General features: G+C 58.6%; 19 protein-coding genes. 10 read left to right on the top strand and 9 right to left on the bottom strand.

All coding sequences use genetic code 11. The features are described from left to right. The first annotated feature begins 35 nt into the window (after nucleotides 1-35). The 3 genes from eno (at nucleotide 36) to ACR0AD_RS05500 (ending at nucleotide 2,206) form a co-directional block, all read left to right on the top strand. Nucleotides 36-1,313 carry a phosphopyruvate hydratase gene (gene eno / locus ACR0AD_RS05510; RefSeq protein ID WP_480480560.1) on the top strand — a complete coding sequence of 426 codons (1,278 nt, stop codon included), beginning with the start codon at nucleotides 36-38 and terminating at the stop codon, nucleotides 1,311-1,313. Between the two features lie 48 nt (nucleotides 1,314-1,361). Next, nucleotides 1,362-1,901: a GNAT family N-acetyltransferase gene (locus ACR0AD_RS05505; RefSeq protein ID WP_480480562.1), complete on the top strand. Its 540-nt coding sequence runs from the start codon at nucleotides 1,362-1,364 to the stop codon at nucleotides 1,899-1,901. Nucleotides 1,902-2,041: 140 nt separating this feature from the next. Next, nucleotides 2,042-2,206 (top strand): hypothetical protein, encoded by a 165-nt coding sequence (locus ACR0AD_RS05500; protein ID WP_480480564.1) that lies wholly within the window; start codon nucleotides 2,042-2,044, stop codon nucleotides 2,204-2,206. Here the strand turns inward: ACR0AD_RS05500 and ACR0AD_RS05495 are convergent. Genes ACR0AD_RS05495 through mazG form a run of 3 tightly spaced genes read right to left on the bottom strand, consistent with a single transcriptional unit; the run spans nucleotide 2,203 to nucleotide 4,511 of the window. After that, nucleotides 2,203-2,652, bottom strand: a complete 450-nt coding sequence (locus tag ACR0AD_RS05495) for a GNAT family N-acetyltransferase (RefSeq protein WP_480480566.1) — start codon at nucleotides 2,650-2,652, stop codon at nucleotides 2,203-2,205. The two genes, ACR0AD_RS05500 and ACR0AD_RS05495, sit on opposite strands and share 4 nt — an antisense overlap. After that, entirely contained in the window at nucleotides 2,649-3,590 is a 942-nt protein-coding gene (locus ACR0AD_RS05490) for a nucleoside hydrolase (RefSeq protein WP_480485396.1), read from the bottom strand. The genes ACR0AD_RS05495 and ACR0AD_RS05490 overlap by 4 nt, the downstream gene beginning before the upstream one ends. A gap of 54 nt (nucleotides 3,591-3,644) precedes the next feature. Continuing rightward, nucleotides 3,645-4,511, bottom strand: coding sequence for a nucleoside triphosphate pyrophosphohydrolase (mazG, locus tag ACR0AD_RS05485; RefSeq protein WP_480486460.1), 867 nt, complete (start codon nucleotides 4,509-4,511; stop codon nucleotides 3,645-3,647). 66 nt (nucleotides 4,512-4,577) lie between these two features. Here mazG and ACR0AD_RS05480 point away from each other — a divergent pair, with 66 nt between their 5' ends. The 4 genes from ACR0AD_RS05480 (at nucleotide 4,578) to ACR0AD_RS05465 (ending at nucleotide 8,250) form a co-directional block, all read left to right on the top strand. Then, nucleotides 4,578-5,741: a M20 aminoacylase family protein gene (locus tag ACR0AD_RS05480; RefSeq protein ID WP_209503692.1), complete on the top strand. Its 1,164-nt coding sequence runs from the start codon at nucleotides 4,578-4,580 to the stop codon at nucleotides 5,739-5,741. Nucleotides 5,742-5,771: 30 nt separating this feature from the next. Next, nucleotides 5,772-6,746 carry an agmatinase gene (gene speB, locus ACR0AD_RS05475; protein WP_480480570.1) on the top strand — a complete coding sequence of 325 codons (975 nt, stop codon included), beginning with the start codon at nucleotides 5,772-5,774 and terminating at the stop codon, nucleotides 6,744-6,746. 89 nt (nucleotides 6,747-6,835) lie between these two features. After that, nucleotides 6,836-7,783, top strand: a complete 948-nt coding sequence (speB, locus tag ACR0AD_RS05470; RefSeq protein WP_480480572.1) for an agmatinase — start codon at nucleotides 6,836-6,838, stop codon at nucleotides 7,781-7,783. A 65-nt stretch (nucleotides 7,784-7,848) separates the two neighbouring features. Further along, nucleotides 7,849-8,250: a DUF1499 domain-containing protein gene (locus ACR0AD_RS05465; protein WP_480480574.1), complete on the top strand. Its 402-nt coding sequence runs from the start codon at nucleotides 7,849-7,851 to the stop codon at nucleotides 8,248-8,250. 15 nt (nucleotides 8,251-8,265) lie between these two features. Here the strand turns inward: ACR0AD_RS05465 and ACR0AD_RS05460 are convergent, their stop codons facing one another. After that, nucleotides 8,266-8,547 (bottom strand): hypothetical protein, encoded by a 282-nt coding sequence (locus ACR0AD_RS05460; protein ID WP_480480576.1) that lies wholly within the window; start codon nucleotides 8,545-8,547, stop codon nucleotides 8,266-8,268. A gap of 62 nt (nucleotides 8,548-8,609) precedes the next feature. Here ACR0AD_RS05460 and prfA point away from each other — a divergent pair, with 62 nt between their 5' ends. The 3 genes from prfA (at nucleotide 8,610) to ACR0AD_RS05445 (ending at nucleotide 11,340) form a co-directional block, all read left to right on the top strand. Beyond that, nucleotides 8,610-9,665, top strand: a complete 1,056-nt coding sequence (gene prfA, locus ACR0AD_RS05455) for a peptide chain release factor 1 (RefSeq protein WP_480481653.1) — start codon at nucleotides 8,610-8,612, stop codon at nucleotides 9,663-9,665. Next, complete coding sequence (prmC, locus tag ACR0AD_RS05450) at nucleotides 9,662-10,507, top strand: peptide chain release factor N(5)-glutamine methyltransferase (protein WP_480485398.1); 846 nt, start codon at nucleotides 9,662-9,664, stop codon at nucleotides 10,505-10,507. Before prfA ends, prmC begins: the two co-directional genes overlap by 4 nt. Before the next feature lie 239 nt (nucleotides 10,508-10,746). Next, nucleotides 10,747-11,340, top strand: a complete 594-nt coding sequence (locus ACR0AD_RS05445; protein WP_267364566.1) for a DUF4167 domain-containing protein — start codon at nucleotides 10,747-10,749, stop codon at nucleotides 11,338-11,340. Between the two features lie 55 nt (nucleotides 11,341-11,395). On the opposite strand, the gene rsmA is transcribed toward ACR0AD_RS05445, so the two are convergent. From rsmA to lptG, 5 genes are all read right to left on the bottom strand, one after another. Then, nucleotides 11,396-12,238, bottom strand: coding sequence for a 16S rRNA (adenine(1518)-N(6)/adenine(1519)-N(6))-dimethyltransferase RsmA (gene rsmA / locus ACR0AD_RS05440; protein ID WP_480485400.1), 843 nt, complete (start codon nucleotides 12,236-12,238; stop codon nucleotides 11,396-11,398). An 85-nt stretch (nucleotides 12,239-12,323) separates the two neighbouring features. Continuing rightward, nucleotides 12,324-13,289 carry a 4-hydroxythreonine-4-phosphate dehydrogenase PdxA gene (gene pdxA, locus ACR0AD_RS05435; RefSeq protein WP_480480582.1) on the bottom strand — a complete coding sequence of 322 codons (966 nt, stop codon included), beginning with the start codon at nucleotides 13,287-13,289 and terminating at the stop codon, nucleotides 12,324-12,326. Beyond that, nucleotides 13,286-14,539, bottom strand: coding sequence for a peptidylprolyl isomerase (locus tag ACR0AD_RS05430; RefSeq protein WP_480480584.1), 1,254 nt, complete (start codon nucleotides 14,537-14,539; stop codon nucleotides 13,286-13,288). Before ACR0AD_RS05430 ends, pdxA begins: the two co-directional genes overlap by 4 nt. Beyond that, nucleotides 14,530-16,692 carry an LPS-assembly protein LptD gene (locus ACR0AD_RS05425; protein WP_480485402.1) on the bottom strand — a complete coding sequence of 721 codons (2,163 nt, stop codon included), beginning with the start codon at nucleotides 16,690-16,692 and terminating at the stop codon, nucleotides 14,530-14,532. The genes ACR0AD_RS05430 and ACR0AD_RS05425 overlap by 10 nt, the downstream gene beginning before the upstream one ends. After that, nucleotides 16,692-17,792: an LPS export ABC transporter permease LptG gene (gene lptG / locus ACR0AD_RS05420; protein WP_480480588.1), complete on the bottom strand. Its 1,101-nt coding sequence runs from the start codon at nucleotides 17,790-17,792 to the stop codon at nucleotides 16,692-16,694. Before lptG ends, ACR0AD_RS05425 begins: the two co-directional genes overlap by 1 nt. Nucleotides 17,793-17,894: the final 102 nt, after the last annotated feature.

Below are 17,894 nucleotides of genomic sequence, written 5' to 3'. Positions count from 1 at the left end.
GCGTGCAACCGACTGCAGCCATAGGGACAGACCTCATGAGCACCATTATTGACATCCACGCGCGCGAAATTCTGGACAGCCGGGGCAACCCGACAGTCGAGGTCGACGTGATTCTGGAGGACGGCACCATGGGCCGCGCCGCCGTACCGTCCGGTGCGTCCACCGGCGCACATGAAGCCGTTGAAAAACGCGACGGCGACAAATCCCGCTATATGGGCAAAGGGGTTCTGGAAGCCGTGGCCGCCGTGAATGGTGAGATCGCCGAGGAATTGGTGGGCTTTGACGCGACAGAACAAGTGGCCATCGATCAGGCGATGATTGAACTGGACGGAACCAATAACAAAGGCCGTCTGGGTGCCAACGCCATTCTGGGCGTCTCGTTGGCCACAGCAAAGGCAGCAGCCGATTTCACCACGCAGCCCCTTTATCGCTACGTCGGCGGCACCTCGGCCCGCGTACTGCCGGTGCCGATGATGAATATCATCAATGGCGGCGAACACGCCGACAACCCGATCGACATTCAGGAATTCATGATCATGCCAACCTCGGCCGCGAATATCCGCGAGGCCGTGCGAATGGGGTCCGAAGTGTTCCATACGCTGAAGAAAGAACTGTCTTCCGCGGGGCTGGCCACGGGCGTGGGCGATGAGGGCGGATTTGCCCCCAACATCGCCAGCACCCGCGAGGCGCTGGACTTCATCCTGAAATCCATCGAAAAGGCGGGCTACAAACCCGGCGAAGAAATCCACCTGGCCTTGGATTGCGCGGCGACCGAGTATTACAAGGATGGTAAATACGTTCTGGCGGGCGAGGGGATCACCCTGACATCCGAAGAAAACGCAGCCTATCTGGCGGCGCTGGTCAATGACTATCCGATCATCTCGATCGAAGACGGCATGTCCGAGGATGACTGGGACGGCTGGAAAGCCTTGACCGACGCCATCGGCGACAAGGTGCAGCTGGTGGGCGACGACCTGTTTGTGACCAATCCAGCGCGCTTGGCCGAAGGCATCAAGCGCGGCTGCGCGAACTCGATGCTGGTCAAGGTGAACCAGATCGGATCGCTGACTGAAACCCTGCGCGCCGTCGATATGGCGCACCGTGCGCGTTACACAAACGTGATGTCGCACCGTTCGGGCGAGACCGAGGATGCCACCATTGCTGATCTGGCGGTGGCGACCAATTGCGGTCAGATCAAAACTGGCTCGCTGGCGCGGTCGGACCGGTTGGCCAAATACAACCAGTTGATCCGCATCGAGGAATCACTGGGCGAGGTTGCGGAATACGCGGGCGCGTCGATCCTTCGCAAATAACGCGCGTGGTGCTAGGCTGGCCCCTGGGTTTAATCCGGGGGTCGCATTGTGCTGAACATCATCGAACCGGAAACGCCGGACCAGTTTGAAGCGGTTCGGCGTTTGTGTTGGGATTACAGGGATTTCCTGCTGGCACTGGATGAAAGAACCGCCCAAATCGTTCAGGCCTTCTACCCAAGCGAAAAATACACCCGTGTAATGGACAACATCGACGCGGAACACACGCCGCCGAACGGTGGGATCAAACTGGCATTACTGCATGGGGAACCGGTCGGCTGCGGCATGTTTCACACGTACGAGCCTGGTGTGGCTGAAATCAAACGCGTATTTGTAACTGACGCAGCAAGGGGGACCGGCGCAGGCTGTGCCATCATGCTTTCGCTGATCGAAATGTGTCGAGATCTTGGGTTCGACTATATTCGAATGGACACCGGCAAACCCCTGGAAGCGGCGACTCGGTTATACCTGTCTTTGGGCTTTCACCTGCGCGACGCCTATTACCAAACTCCTGAAATCGCACGTGACCACCTGCTTTTTTTCGAGATGCCGCTATTTGAGAATGACACGCGCGGGCCTGAGAAAAGTTAGAGTTTTCAGGGATATATCCGTCTGTTTTGGAGGTTTTTGACAATAAAAATGTGGCTTATCTATTCTTATGTGTGAACTTGTTACTTATCACGTCCACACCGAATGCCGTAGTTTGTCTTCATTGCAGAAAGGAGACTACGATGTCTGTATCCAAATTCCTTCTGATAATCGCCACAACGTCCATCACAGTATTGTCCGCCTGCGCGGGTCCGGGAACGTATCCGATAACCGGAGAACAGGTTTCGTCGAATGACCCGGTTCAGGACATGAATCCGGCAAATATCTTCCGCGGCGAGTCGCGCTAAAGTACCTTGCTCATCAGCATATACCTGTCACGTTGTCTGAACCCGGTGCGCAGATAGAGCTTTTGGGCAGATTCATTGTTTCGGTCGACTTCCAGATGAAGAGCCATCAGGCCTGCCCCGGCAAGAGCTTTGGGCAGGTCCAAAAGAACCTCGGTGGCAATGCCGCGGCCCCGAACGGCGGGGCGTATATAGATCTCGTCCACGAAACCGTCCATGCCGCCGAACTCGACTGACCAGCCAAAGGTCAGGATGATATATCCCAAAGGCGCGCGCCCGGGTCCGATCAGATAGACACAGCCATGAGGGATGCCATCCAGCATGGGGGCGAGGGCATTGCGTGTCTTGTCGGCGTCCTGTGTCAGCCCGGCCTCTGTATGAAAGGCGGTGACCAGCGTCATAAGGCGATCCAGATCTTCGGGGCGCGCAAGGCGGAGGGCGGCGCTCATAATCTGGCCAGCCTTTCTGTCAGCAAGGTGAAAAAGCCGTCAGCGTCGATTTCCCCCATGAACAACGCATTTGGTGCGCGGTTGGTGACACCCCACCAATCCGCAACGGTCATGCCCAGGGTCAGGTCGGACCCTGTTTCAATCTCGACATTCACGTGGCGACCCGAAAACAGCTCGGGGCGGATCAGATAGGCGGTGACGCAAGGGTCGTGCAGGGGGGCGCCTGCGCTGCCGTATTTCTCTTTGTCGAAGCGTTCAAAGAAATCCGTCATCTCGGCCACGGCATGTCCAACCTTGCTGTCCAATGCGCGGAACGCGTCGTTTCGTGATTTGGTCACCAGCGCTTTGTGTGTGACATCCAATGGCATGACAACGATTGGCCTTCCGGATTTAAAAACGATATCAGCAGCTTCTGGGTCGACATAGATGTTGAATTCAGCGGTGGGGGTGATGTTACCGACTTCGAAATATGCCCCGCCCATCAAGACGATTTCCTGCACGCGGTCGATAATATCGGGGGCTTTGCGAAATGCAGTCGCGATGTTTGTCAGCGGCCCCAGCGGACACAGGGTCACTGTTCCCGGTTCTTCGGCGCGCAGGGTGTCGATGATGAAGTCCACAGCGTGACCTTCGGCCAAGGGCATCTGCGGATCCGGCAGGACCGGGCCATCCAGCCCGGTTTTTCCGTGCACATGTTCTGCAGTGACAAGTGGGCGGTTCAGCGGTTTGTCGCAGCCCGCATAAACCGGCACATCCGTACGTCCGGCCAATTCACAAACGATTCGGGCGTTCTTAGCCGTGAGGGCGAGCGGGACGTTACCCGCGACGGCCGTGATACCCAGAACCTCGATCTCGTCCGGGCTGGCCAGCGACAGCAGGATGGCGACGGCGTCGTCCTGTCCGGGATCGGTGTCGATGATGATCTTGCGAGGGGGCATAGGCGTCTCCGGGGGTCGTGAAGGTGGGACACTCGCAAGTGTCGGATCGCTTGTCTACCCGTTTCTGGTTGCGGCCAGTGTATCCACCGGCGGGAGTTTGCCATTCGCGCGATGCTCTTCCGTTTTAACTTCGTCCCACAGCGCATCCATCTCGGCCAGATCGCTTTGCGAGGGGGTCTTGCCCCGTTCCGCCAGCCGGGCTTCGACCTTTTCAAAGCGACGGGTGAACTTGGCATTGGTGCGACGCAGGGCGGCTTCGGGTTCGATGCCAAGATGACGACCCAGATTGACCATCACGAACAGCAGATCGCCGAACTCGTCTTCCAGCGCGTCGGCATCCATTTTGTCGCGCGCCTCTTCCAGTTCGGCCGCTTCTTCGGTGATCTTGGCCAGCACATGGCTGGCGTCAGGCCAGTCGAACCCCACTCGAGCGGCACGTTTTTGCAGCTTATGCGCGCGCAACAGGGCGGGCAGGTTTGCAGCCACACCGTCCAGTGCACCTTTTTGTTCTTTGCCCGCCCGCTCGGCGGCTTTGATGGCTTCCCAATCTTTGGTTTGCTGGTCGGCCGACTTGTCGCGGGATTCACCGCCAAACACATGCGGATGGCGGCTGACCATCTTGTCGGACATGGTGCGCACCACGTCCTGAAAGGTGAAATGTCCTGCTTCTTCTGCCATTTGGGCGTGAAACACGGATTGAAAAAGCAAATCCCCCAGCTCTCCCTTAAGCTCGTCAAAGGCTTCGCGTTCGATGGCGTCCGCGACCTCATAGGCCTCTTCGATGGTATAGGGGGCGATGGTTGCGAAATCCTGTTCGATATCCCACGGGCAGCCGGATTGCGGATCGCGCAGGCGGCGCATGATTTCCAGCAGCCGTTCGATACCTGCATTGCTGTCATGGATCAGAGGATTTTCAGCCATTGCGAACCCTTTCATTCCGGTGTCAGATGCATCCATTCCGCAGTCCCGATCAGGAGTCCACCCCAGATGCCCGTCGTCAACCGAATTGCCGATTTCTCTGCCGACATGACCAGATGGCGCCAGTATCTGCATACCATCCCCGAGTTGGAATTCGAATGCCATGAAACGGCAGCCTTTGTGGCCGAACGTCTGCGTGAGTTCGGGGTTGATGAGTTGCATGAGGGGATCGCAAAGACCGGGATGGTCGCGATCATCAACGGGCAGGGCGACGGGCCGACGATTGGCCTGCGCGCCGATATGGATGCGTTGCCAATTACCGAGGAAACGGGCGTTGACTATGCCTCTCAGAACCCCGGAAAGATGCATGCCTGCGGCCATGACGGGCATACTACCATGCTACTGGGCGCGGCACGTTATCTGGCCGAGACGCGAAATTTCAGCGGTCGCGTGGCGCTGATCTTTCAACCCGCCGAGGAAGATGGCGGTGGTGCTGGCGTGATGGTCGAAGAAGGCATCATGGACCGGTTCGACATCTCACAGGTCTACGCGCTGCACAACGCGCCGGGATTTGCCGAAGGGACATTCTATACAACGCCGGGGCCGATCATGGCGGCTGTCGATACGTTCGAAGTGCATATTCAGGGAGTCGGTGGCCACGGTGCGATGCCGCATGAAACCCGTGATCCGGTTATGGCGGCCTGTGGGATTGCGCAGGCCATTCAGACCATTGTCAGCCGCAACCATTATGCGCTGGATGATCTTGTTGTCTCGGTCACGCAAATCCACACCGGCACGGTCAACAACGTGATCCCGGATACGGCCTATATCAACGGCACCGTTCGAACATTCGACCCGAACGTCCAGCAGATGGTGATGCGGCGCATGGCCGAGATTGTCGAGGGGCAGGCCAAATCCTATGGGGTCGAGGCGCGATTGGAATACAATGTAGATTACCCTGCCACCATCAATGATGCCGAAAAGGCGGGATTTGCGACCGAGGTGGCGCGTGAAATATCCGGAGACGACCGCGTCACCGGCAATACCGGGCGCGAGATGGGGGCCGAGGATTTCTCGTACATGCTGCAAAAGCGCCCCGGTGCTTATTTGTTCCTTGGGCAGGGCGAAGGCGCAGGGCTGCATCATCCGAAATACAACTTTAACGACGAAATCGCGCCGGTGGGCGCGTCGTTTTTCGCGCGGATCGTGGAAAAAGCGCAGCCGTTGAGCTGATAAAGGTTTGGGAAAGGGACTACAGAAGACATGGCACTGGAAGACGCAAGAAACCAGGTGGATGAGGCATTCACCAATCCGGACCTCAAAGGGTTGTCTTATGAAAATACGTTCGGCGGGGCGACGTCTTTTCTGCGGCGGCTTTACACCAAGAACCTGAAGGGTGTGGACATCGCCGTTACTGGCGTGCCGTTTGATCAGGCAGTTACGAACCGGCCCGGCACGCGCCTTGGCCCGCGGGCGATCCGTGAGGCCAGCGCGCTTCAGTCGCCCGATGCGCCTTATGGCTGGCCCTTTGATGCGCTGAGTGAACTGGCGATCGTGGATTATGGCGATATGGCTTATGATTACGCCAATATCCCGGCCTTTCCTGACACGCTGACCGACCACATCCGAACCATTCTGGCTGCTGATGTGGCGTCGGTTGCGCTGGGTGGCGATCACTATATCAGTTTTCCGATCCTCAAGGCCTATGCCGAGAAATTCGGGCCAATGTCCCTGCTGCAATTCGATGCGCATACCGACACATGGGCCGACGACGACATGTCCCGCGTGGATCACGGGACAATGTTCTACAAGGCTGTAAAGTCGGGCATTGTCGATCCGAAACGCTCGGTCCAGGTGGGTATTCGCACGACGAACGAGGATACGCTGGGCGTGAACATCATTGATGCGCGCGAGGTTTATGAATCGGGGCCAGCTGCAGTGGCAGAGAAGATCAAGAACATTCTTGGTGACAGCCCCGTTTACCTCAGCTTTGACATCGACGGTCTTGACCCGGCTTTTGCCCCTGGTACGGGCACGCCAGTCTGGGGTGGGTTAAGCTCGATTCAGGCGCAAATCATCCTGCGCGACATTGCCGGGATCAATATCAAGGGCGGGGACGTTGTCGAAGTATCGCCGCCCTTTGACACCTCAGGTGCGACAGCGATTGCTGGGGCCCATGTGGCGACGCAGATCATTTGCCTGTTGGGGTGGAACAAGCTGGATAAAGCAGATGGGTAAACCCGCAAGGGTTCACGTTAACCAACAGTTAGCCATGCTTAAGGTATGTGCTGGATCAAGTGACGAACAGGGACGGGACCATTACGCACATGACCGAATTCAACCAACCACTTAGCGGGAATGATCTGGCCCGGTTTTCCGGGCCGAACACATTCATGCGCCTGCCGCAGGCCTCCTCGCTTGAGGGGTTGGATGTGGCGGTGCTGGGGGTGCCGATGGATATCGGCACGTCGTGGCGGTCGGGCACGCGCTTTGGCCCCAAGCAGATCCGCGGCGAAAGCGCGATGATCCGGCCCTATAACATGGCCACCAGAGCGGCCCCGTTCGACAGCTTGCAGATAGCCGATATTGGGGATCTGGCGATCAACACCTTCTCGCTTGCAGACAGCCTCAGGATCATCAAGGAAAGCTATGACGCCATTTTGGCGAAAGGCGTGATCCCTGTGGCGATGGGGGGCGATCATTCGATCACCCTGCCGATCCTGCGAGCCATCAAGGCAATACACGGGCCCGTGGCGCTGGTGCATGTGGACGCTCATGCCGATGTGAATGACGAGATGTTCGGTGAACGCGAAACCCACGGCACCGTTTTCCGTCGTGCATATGAAGAGGGGCTGATTGTTCCCGACAAGACGTTCCAGATCGGCATTCGCGGCTCGGGTTATGCAGCCTCGGATTTTACCGAGGCTAAGGACTGGGGCTTCCGCCAGTTCCCCGCATGGGAGCTGTGGCAGCAGAACCTGACCCAGATCGGATCGCAGGTTCGCAAGATCATTGGGGACCACCCGGTTTACATCTCGTATGACATCGACAGCCTTGATCCCGCATACGCTCCGGGCACCGGCACGCCGGAAATCGCAGGGCTGACGACACCGCAAGCGCTGCAACTGATCCATGCCCTGCATGGGGTAAACGTAGTGGGATGCGATCTGGTCGAAGTTTCACCCCCTTATGATCCATCGGGCAACACTGCACTGACAGCAGCCAACCTGATCTATGAGATGTTGTGCATCCTGCCGGGTGTGACGTCGCGGTAAGACGCGGTGGAATGTCTTGCCGCCGGTTTTGCTCCGCTTAGGGTTCACAAAAGGGATGGAGCGGGATGAAAAAGATGGCTTTGTGGGCAGTGGTTGCGCTTGTGGTTGGGGCGGGCGCCTATGTCCGGCTGGCACCGTCAGACCCTGCGCGGTGGCACGTCGCTTTGGTTTCGCCCGAAAGCCAGAACTTGCCGGGTGGTGCGTTGCGCGTTGTTGAAACCGGTCCCGACGGGTTGCAGCGTCTTGACAAGGTTGCCCAAGCCACGCCGCGCACCACGGTTTTGGCGGGTTCGGTCAGTGAGGGCATGATCACCTATGTTACCCGCACGAAATGGATCGGCTTTCCCGACTACACCACGGTACAGCAGGACGGCGACACGCTGCGCATCCATGGCCGCCTGCGGTTTGGCCGCAAGGATTTCGGGGTAAACAGGGCGCGGGTCGATGGGTGGTTGGCGCAATTCTAGTCGTTGCGCAAACGGTCAGGACGCATCGTCCAAATCTATGGGGTCGAAAGGCTCACTCTGTAATTTGGACGACAAACACCCTTCCTGAACCTCGCGCCACATAGGAACGTTCAGGGACATCTGGCATTGTGCGGTGAACATGCGTCCGTCGACCTGAAGGCAGATCATCTCACCCAGTTCGATGCGAGACCCGGATGTGTCGGTGCAATAGCAATCCCGCGTCTTGCCGTCAGGGCCGATGTAATCGGCGAGGGCAGGCGTGGTTGTCAGCAGCAGAGCAAGTAAAACCCGTTTCATGGCCGCGAGCTTAGCATGACGTTGCCCTTGACCAAAGCCCCCGGATGAGAGACACCGCCGGGATGATCCCCGAAGAACGTCTTGAACAGATCACCCAGCGTTTTCAGTACCTCGAAGCTGCCATGGCCGATGGCGCGTCGGGTGGTGATATTGCGGCGCTGGCCAAAGAATATTCCGACCTCAAGCCTGTGGTCGATCAGATCATGGCCTGGCGACAGCTGGTGGGGGATCTGGCCGAAGCGCAGGCGATGCTGACTGACCCGGACATGAAAGAGCTTGCCGAGGAGGAAATCCCCGAGTTGCAGGCCCGCATCCCCAAGGCGGAAAACGCGCTCCAACTGGCACTGTTGCCAAAGGATGCGGCAGATGCCCGTCCGGCGATGCTGGAAATTCGCCCTGGCACCGGCGGGGACGAGGCCGCTTTGTTCGCAAGCGATCTGTTGCGCATGTATCAGCGTTACGCCGAGGCGCGTGGCTGGAAATTCGAGATTATCGAAGAGCAGGCCTCGGATCTGGGCGGCATCAAGGAAGTAGTAGCCCATATCAAAGGCGACAATGTCTTTGCGCGACTGAAGTACGAATCCGGCGTCCATCGGGTGCAACGCGTGCCCGAAACCGAAAGCGGCGGGCGCATTCACACCTCGGCGGCGACTGTGGCGGTTCTGCCCGAGGCCGAGGATGTAGACATCCAGATCGACGCCAATGATATCCGAATCGATACGATGCGAAGCTCGGGCGCGGGCGGACAGCACGTGAACACGACTGACTCGGCTGTGCGGATCACGCATCTTCCGACGGGATTGGTGGTGACAAGTTCCGAGAAGTCCCAGCATCGCAACCGCGAGATCGCCATGCAGGTTTTGAAGACGCGCTTGTACGATCTGGAACGGCAGCGGATTGACAGCGAACGCTCGGCAGATCGCGCCAGTCAGGTGGGCTCGGGGGATCGCTCGGAACGCATTCGTACTTATAACTTCCCGCAGGGGCGCATGACCGACCATCGGATCAACCTGACGCTATATAAGCTGGATCAGGTGATGCAGGGCGATCTGGACGAGGTGATTGATGCGCTGACGGCAGACGATCAGGCCCGGCTGCTGGCCGAGATGGCACAATGACGGGTCTGCAAACAGCGGCACAGGCCATGGTAGCAGCGACAGCGCGCCTGCGTGCGGCCGGTGTGGACGATCCGGCACGCGACGCGCGTCTGTTGCTGGCCCATGCTGCACGGATTGAAGCCAGCCGTGTGACATTGATTGCCCCGGAAGAATTACAGCCCGAAATCGCCGAGCGTTATGACCAGTTGATCTCCTTGCGGGCCATCCGGGTTCCGGTGTCGCATCTGTTGGGTGAGCGGGAGTTCTACGGCCGCAGGTTCCGCGTCAGCCGGGATGTCCTTGATCCGCGTCCGGAAACAGAAACCCTGATCGAAGCTGCGTTGAGCGAACCATTTGATCATGTCCTCGACCTGGGGTTGGGCTCGGGGTGTATCCTGATAACCCTTCTGGCCGAACGCAGCAGTGCCACGGGCGTGGGTGTTGATCTGAGCGAAGCCGCCTGCCTGCAAGCCAGTGCCAATGCGGTTCAGCATCAGGTAGAGACGCGGATTGAGATCCTTCGATCAAACTGGTTCGAAAACATTGAAGACAAATTCGACCTGATTGTTTCCAACCCTCCGTATATCTCAGTGTGTGAGATGGAAGAACTGTCGCCCGAAGTGCGTGAGCACGAGCCGCGCATGGCCCTGACGGATGAGGGGGACGGGTTGGGCGCGTATCGTCGGATCGCGGCGGCGACCCCGGATTTTCTGTTGGCGGGCGGGCGAATTCTTGTCGAAATCGGTCCGACGCAGGCGGCAAAAGTGTCAGCCTTGTTCGATGCCGCTGGGTTGGTGGACGTCCGGGTAATCCCCGATCTTGACGGTCGCGATCGTGTCGTCGGCGCAAGAATGCCGGGATGAGCGGCGGGTTTGCGGCAAAAAACGCCGACCTGTAGAAAAAAGCTGGTGAAAATCCGAGATTCCTCTTGTCTGCGCCGTCAGGACATGCTTACTCAGGATTAGTCGGCGAGGTTGACGCTGTTGCAGCGCACCCCTGACGCCAAGCCCAAAAAGTCGACTTCCCGTCACGGCAAACGCCTTAGAGCAGTGCAAAACACGGGTTGAGCGACAGCGCATTGATAAGGCTGACGTAAAGTAAGATGAGATCTTCCAAACCCCGTTCGCGGGCCAAGAATAACCGCAATCGTCCTTCTGGCGGCAACGTCGTAAACCGGGTTTTTGACAGCTCGGGTCCCGAAGGCAAGGTCCGTGGCACGCCGCAGCAGATTATTGATAAATACAACCAGTTGGCACGTGACGCTCAGCTGTCGAATGACCGCGTGGCGGCAGAAAACTTCCAGCAACACGCGGAACACTACCTGCGGATGCTGAGCGAAGCGCAGCGCGAGATTGACGCGCGCCGTGAAGAGCAGGAGCGCCAGAACCGCGAACGCCAGGCCGAGCGCGACCGTGAACGTGCCGAACGTCAGGAACGCGAAGCGACCCGCCAGGCTGATCCGGCCGAAGCACCGCAGCCTGATGTAATGGACCTGTCTCAGCAAGTTTCAGAGCCCGATAGCGGTCTGGTGGAGACCCCGGAAAACAAAGAAACCCCGGCGGCTGAAACACCGGAAGAGGCTCCGCGCAAGGAAAAACCCGCGCGTAAGCCACGCGCCCGGAAGCCCAAAGCTGCGCCCGAGGCAAAAGAGGATGCTCCTGCCGACACGGGGGACGCACCGGAGGCGGCAGAATAAAGCCGATGTCAAAAGAACCAAGCCCCGAGGTTTAACTCGGGGCTTTTTCGTTTGATCAGGTTTTCTTAACTTCGCGCGCCAAAGCGCAGAACGCTTCCAGCGGGACTTGCTCGGCACGGTCCGTGGGCTTGATACCTGCGGCCAGAAGGCGGTCTTCGATATCCGGGGCAATGCCTTTGAGTGAGGCGCGCAGCATCTTGCGGCGTTGGTTGAAGGCGGCAGCCACGACGCGCGACAGGGTGGCGGCATCGGCGGGATAGCGTGGCTCGGGCAAGGCGGTCAGGTGGACCACGGCGCTTGAAACCTTGGGCGGCGGAGTGAAGGCCCCGGGGGGAAGCAACATGGCGATACGTGCCTCTGCCCGCCATTGGGCAAGGATGGCAAGGCGTCCATAGGCTTTGCTACCGGGTTGGGCAACAATACGCTCGGCCACTTCGCGTTGGAACATCAGCGTCAGGCTCTGCCAGAATGGGGGCCATTCGGGCGGTGTCAGCCAACGCACCAGCAGCTCGGTGCCGACATTGTAGGGCAGGTTGGCGGCGACGCGGATTGGCGGTGTCAGATATTCAAGCGGGTTGATCTCCAGTGCGTCGCCGTTGATCACCTCAAGCCGACCCGGATACGCGGCGGCGATGTCGTTCAGGGCGGCAATGCACCGTGTATCTTTTTCGACGGCCACGACCTTGCGCGCGCCTTCGGACAGCAGGCCTCGTGTCAACCCACCGGGACCGGGGCCGATTTCAAGCACATCGCATTCTGACAAATCGCCGGCTTGTCGGGCGATCTTGGCAGTCAGGTTCAGATCCAACAGGAAATTCTGCCCCAGCGATTTGCGCGCCGAAAGCTGGTGGGTTGCGATGACCTCGCGCAGAGGGGGAAGCGTGTCTATAGCGCTCATGATCGGAATACCTTGGCGCCTGTGAAAGGGGCTGTGCCCGAGATTTTTGTGCCTCCGGCGGGGATATTTTCAGCCAGGTGAAGGATCAAGAGCTTTTTACCATGCGTTGGGCAAGTTTCAGGGCTTCGATAAGGCTGGAGGGGTTGGCGATGCCTTTCCCCGCGATGTCCAGTGCTGTTCCGTGGTCGGGTGAGGTACGGATGAACGGCAGGCCAAGGGTGACATTCACGCCCCGGTCGAAATCCAGCGTCTTGATCGGGATCAGGGCCTGATCGTGATACATGGCGATGGCGGCGTCATAGCGGGCGCGGGCGGCTGCGTGAAACAGCGTATCCGCAGGGTGGGGGCCTGTAATCGTCGCGTCCTCGGGGTTCAGATCAGCCAGCATCGGAGCAATCCAGTCGAGCTCCTCTGTGCCCATCTTGCCGCCTTCACCTGCATGCGGGTTCAGGCCTGCAACTGCGATCCGGGGATGCGCGATACCGAACTGATCACGCAAACCGCGTGCAGTGATTTCAATCGTTTCGCGCAGAAGATCAGGGGTAAGTGCCGCGGGAACTTGTGACAATGGAATGTGAATCGTCGCGGGAACGACGCGCAACTGCTCGCTGGCCAGCATCATGACTACCCGGCGGGTTCCGGAAAGGGCTGCCAGAAACTCGGTATGGCCAGGAAAGGTGAACCCTGCGCCGTCAATCAGGGCTTTCTTGTTGATCGGTGCGGTGCAAAGCGCTGCGGCCTCACCGGTCTGTACCAGTTCGGTACCGGTTTCGATGGCATCAACCACCGATGGCGCGTTGGCCGGATTCGGCTGGCCGAATACGTTCGCGGCGGGAAAATCCATCTGAAGAACGGGCAGGGCCCGGCCACAGGCTTCAGCAACCTGACTTGGGTGTTCGATTTTAGCAACGGGTGTGCCTGCTGGCAGGTGGCTGGCGTCCCCGATATAGAAGAACGGGCAGGCATCGCGCAGTTCAGCCCACGCCTTGGCCGCGATTTCCGGGCCGATACCGGCCGGTTCGCCGCAGCTGAGCGCGACGGGCCGTATCATTCCTGAGTAATGACAGCGTCAGCCCGCAGCTGCTCCACCAGACTGGCCGCAAAGGCCTGAAGACGTTGCTGCGCCAGCGCGTTGGCGACATCGCCCCGAGAGGTGTCTTCGCCCAGATCCCGCGTGCGGTTGCACAGCATCAGAAACACAAGCGTCTGACCATTGTTGCGGGTCAGAGTCGCCGACGCTTCGTTCCGGTCCAGCTTGGCCAGTTCCACGGCAATATCACCGGGCACCTCGGAAGGTGCGGCTTCGACCCGGTCCAGAACTTCGGCGGGCTGATCCTTGGCAATGCCATAGAGATCATCACAAGTGTCGATTTCTTCTTTCAACTTCGCGGCCCGCGAAAGGGTTTCGGCGCTGCGCCCGCCAGGCAGGTAATAGGCGGCATAATCCAACTTTGAAATGCGCGGAGCGCCGGTTGCGACTTCGCGCAAGCCCCGCATCTGAAACAGGGCAACCGCGTTCGGCAGGGTGATCGGGTCGGTGATCTCACCGGTCTGAAGCCCCAGGATGACAGGTTGAAGCGCCGGGGGCAGGTTCGAGATGTTCAGCCACTCCAGACGTCCACCCTGACCCCGTGTTGCGGCTGCGGAATACTGAGCGGCGGCAGCAGAAAACGCGTCCTGCCCTTCAAGGCGCGAGATTTCTTCGGCCAACAGCTCGGTCTGGGCAACCGTTTGCGGGTTTACCGGGATAATGATTTCGGACAGCAGGACCTGCAATCCGCCACCGCCCGTCTGGCCCAGCGCGCGATCAATCTCATCCTCGGTCGGGCGCGCCTGCGACAGATAGCGCGAGCTGATGTAGTCGCGCCATGCCAGTTGATCCGCGACATAATCCCGGACCGTTTCAGGGTCGACGCCCGCGTCGCCGAGAAGTTTCAGGAATTGTTCGGATGACAATTGTCCGCGCGAGGCGAATTCGTCGATGCCCAGCTGAACGGCCTCGGGCGTCGCTTGTACGCCGGCGCTGCGCATGACCTGCCTGCGCAGTTTTTCATCAATCAGGGCATCCCTGACGTCAGCTTCGTTACCACCGGGCAAACCCAGAACATTCAGGAATTGCAGGCGCTGTTCAAGCTCGTACCAGGTGACAATATCCTGATTGACGCGGATCGCGGGTGAGAACAGGCTTTGCGCGCTTCCCTGAAGAGGCGCGATTGCAAAAACTGCGGCAACCAGTGCCGGTGTGACCGGTTTAAGCCAACCGGAACGGAGAAACCTGGAGAAACCTGATATCAACTGCATGTTCTCTTGTATGTCTTGCCACCGCCTTCAAGGGCGTACCCTGTCAGAGAAAGGGTAAAGCCGAATTCTGTCGAAGGCTCAATAGTGGATGTTGAAGTAAAGCGCCGACTTACGGACATGTTAACCCGAACGCATTCGTTCTGATAGGTCACACCCAGACCCAACCGGATCGGTTCCGACTCAGCCAGATCGTAGCGCGCCAGAGCATTGGTCAGCCAGTTCTGATCGACCTGGTAGCGTCCGAGAAGCAGAATTTCCGAGATTTCTTCGGTGATGTTTTCCGCCGGGTCCGGTTCCTGCCAGATATAGCTGCCGGAAAGGCCGGCATTTTCGGATGCCCATGCGCCGCGCAGTTCGGCTTTGACAAAGCTGAAATCCCCGTCGATCAGACCGCGTCCGGCAAGTGACCAGCCATTGGCCGTGCTGATCTGCCCGGCCACCAGCAAATCCGACGATGTGCCCTGCAATCCCGATGTCAGCGTGAAGTTTGGATCGGCGTCGGCCCGAAACACTTGGCCCACAGTCGCTTGGGCCTGCCAGCCACCCGCGCCATACCGGGCCCAGTTCAGGCCAACCACACCAGTGGCACTGTTCTCGCGCTGATCTTCAGCAGGGAACCGCGAGAGGGACAGAAGGTTACCCTGATCGAATTCCTGAAAAGTGCTTTCATCATTCGGAACATCGGTGTCCGATACATGTGTCCATCCGAACTGCGCAATCGGTTCGAGGAACTGAACAGCCCCCGATTCCTCGCGCCGGGTCATTGGATAACGGAGAGTCAAAGCCGCGCGCGGCGTAGATCGGGTCACGTTGTCGGGGTAGTTGCTGTCGTGACGAATGTTGAAAGTGTCAACCGACGCCCCAAGCGTGGTATCGACCCGCAACCCCGATGAGAAAGTCCAGCTGCGTAGCCATTCGGCATCGAAGGTGGCCCGTGCCATGTCGCGACCAACAACATCTGTATCGCTGGTGCGTTCGTGCGCATGACCGATGAATGCCAGCCGAACCTCGCCCCCTAGCGTGCTGGGAAAATAGCGTTTTTCATAGTTGAGGTCGAAGACGCGGGACGGGATTTCGTCCTGATTTTCGCTGTCCCGAAGTGTTTTGTAGTAGATCAGGCCGGTTTTGAACGCACTATCGCGCTTGATCCGCTCCAGTGCGATTTCGCTGCGCAAGCGGTCCAGATCCGGCAAGCCGTAATCGGCCAGATAGGCATCGTCGGATGTAGTTTCCAGATTGAAGGTCAGACGGAAATCGTTCTTCAGATTGAACCAGCCGGTGGCAAACAGGTAGCCGCGATCCTGATCGGGTTGCACATCATCCCGTGTATAAGCGCCTTCCACCTGAATGCGTCCGTTCACAAAGGCCTGACGATAGCGGTATCCCAGGGTTGTCGTCTTGGCTGAGACGTAAGGCGTAAGTGTCAGGTCCTTGTGATCGCCAAGTTTGAAGAAATACGGAACCTGAACGCCAGTGCCCAATTGCGAGGTGCTGCGGATCGAAGGAACCAGAAAGCCGGTTGCCCTCTCTAGCGTTGGGTCGGGCAAGCGCAGATAGGGAAAGTAGAATACCGGATAATCCAGGACCCGAAGCTGCGCGCCTTCGAAATATAGTTGCCGTTCCAGTTGATCATGCGTGACTTTGCGCGCCCTGATCTGCCACAGAGGCGGCCTGCCGTCGGTGCAGACATGACAGGATGTGGCTGAAACCTTGCTGAATTGCGTATAACGTCCTGCGGCCCGTTTCGCCTGAACCGAGGCGATCTGTACCTGCTGTTCAAACACCATGCGTGCACCGATCAGCAGTCCGTTCTGAATTCCGCTGTCCAGTTGCCCTGAATCCGCCAACAGGGTGGTTTGACCACCCTGATCGATACGAATGGGGCCTTCCAGTGTCAGCTCGCCAGTCTCGCGGTCATATGTGATACGATGGGCGGACAATTTGGTGTCGCCCTGAAAGGCTTCGACATTGCCTTCAGCCACAAGTTTGCGCTCAGGCGTGATGAATACCTTGTCGGCCACCAGCAAGGCGGGCTCTTGCTGCGCTTGTGTGCCCTGTGGTTGTGGCTGGCCTTGGGATGTCTGTGCTGCAGTTCCCGCCGGGACGGACAAAGCCAGTGCACTTGTAAGCAATACAGGAACGATATGCCGCATCAGCCGTCCTCCGCATGCAGTAGCAGACCAAGAGACAGCAGAATTGCGGCAAAGGGCGGTGCCCAGGCAGCGATATAGATGGGCAATTGTCCGTTTTCCCCGAGGATTTGCGCGAAATTGCGCACGAAATAGATGGCAAATCCAAGCAGAACGGCTGTCAGGACGGCGATCCCTGTGCCGCCGAACCGAACGTGGCGCATGGTAAACGCGGCCCCGATCAGAACCATCGAGATCAGAAAGAAAGGCCGGGCCAGCTGTACCTGCAGCCAAACCTCATATTGTTTGGTCGAAAATCCCGCCTCGCGCAGGTCGCTGATCAACTGGGGCAGGTCATAAACAGAAACCGAATCCTGTTGCCCAAACGTATCCATGATCCGCTGTCGGGTCAGCGAGGTCGGCAGCTCCAGACGCTCGTGCACAACTGAATTGGATTCAGGGTTTTGCCCATCCTGCAAGGCCCAGGTTTTTGCCTGATACAGAACCCAGTTCCCGTCTTCCAACTCTGCCCGATCCGCAACAATTTGCTGGGTTGGTTTGCCATCCCGCCCAAAGGTGATGACGGTAACACCGTCCAGCCGCAGCTTGTCTTGGTTCGATGTGGCCCGGGCGTGGATAACGGCCTGCCCATTCTCGGCGGATTGGCGCAGCCACAGGCCCTCGCTGCTGATCGAAAGGGCCGAACTGCCGTTGTTTCGGTATGAATCCGACAAGCGGCGGAACTCTTCGGATGTGGCCGCTGCGATGGGATTCAAAAGTGCAACGGCCAGAGCGCCGATGATCAGCGACAACAGGACAGGGGCGACCAAAGCGCGGATGCCCGAGCGGCCAGTTGCACGGGTCACCACAAGTTCGGACGTACGTGCCAGCCCAACGAACAGCGCGATGGTGGACAGGATGACCAGCAAAGGCAGCATTTCGCTGATGGCGGCTGGTGTATTCAGCAGTGTGAGGTGCAGCAACTGGGCAAAAGACAGGTCGAAATCGTCAAAGCGGCGAATCTGTTCGATCAGATCGATGAGAATCATCAAGGTCAGGAAAATACCTCCGATGACCATGAAACTTTGCAGGAACCGGCGAGCGAAATAACGGTCCAGGATCATAGGCACAACCCCGCTGCGCCTGTAGTGTGGGGCGTCGGGCTGATATCGCGCCTGCGCAATGCTGTGCGCGACGGCGTATGCCTGCCCTCTCGTACCACGTCT

This window comes from Ruegeria sp. BH8, from assembly GCF_056538065.1.
The sequence above is the reverse complement of the archived record's forward strand: the minus strand, read 5'-3'. Positions and strand labels throughout refer to the sequence as shown.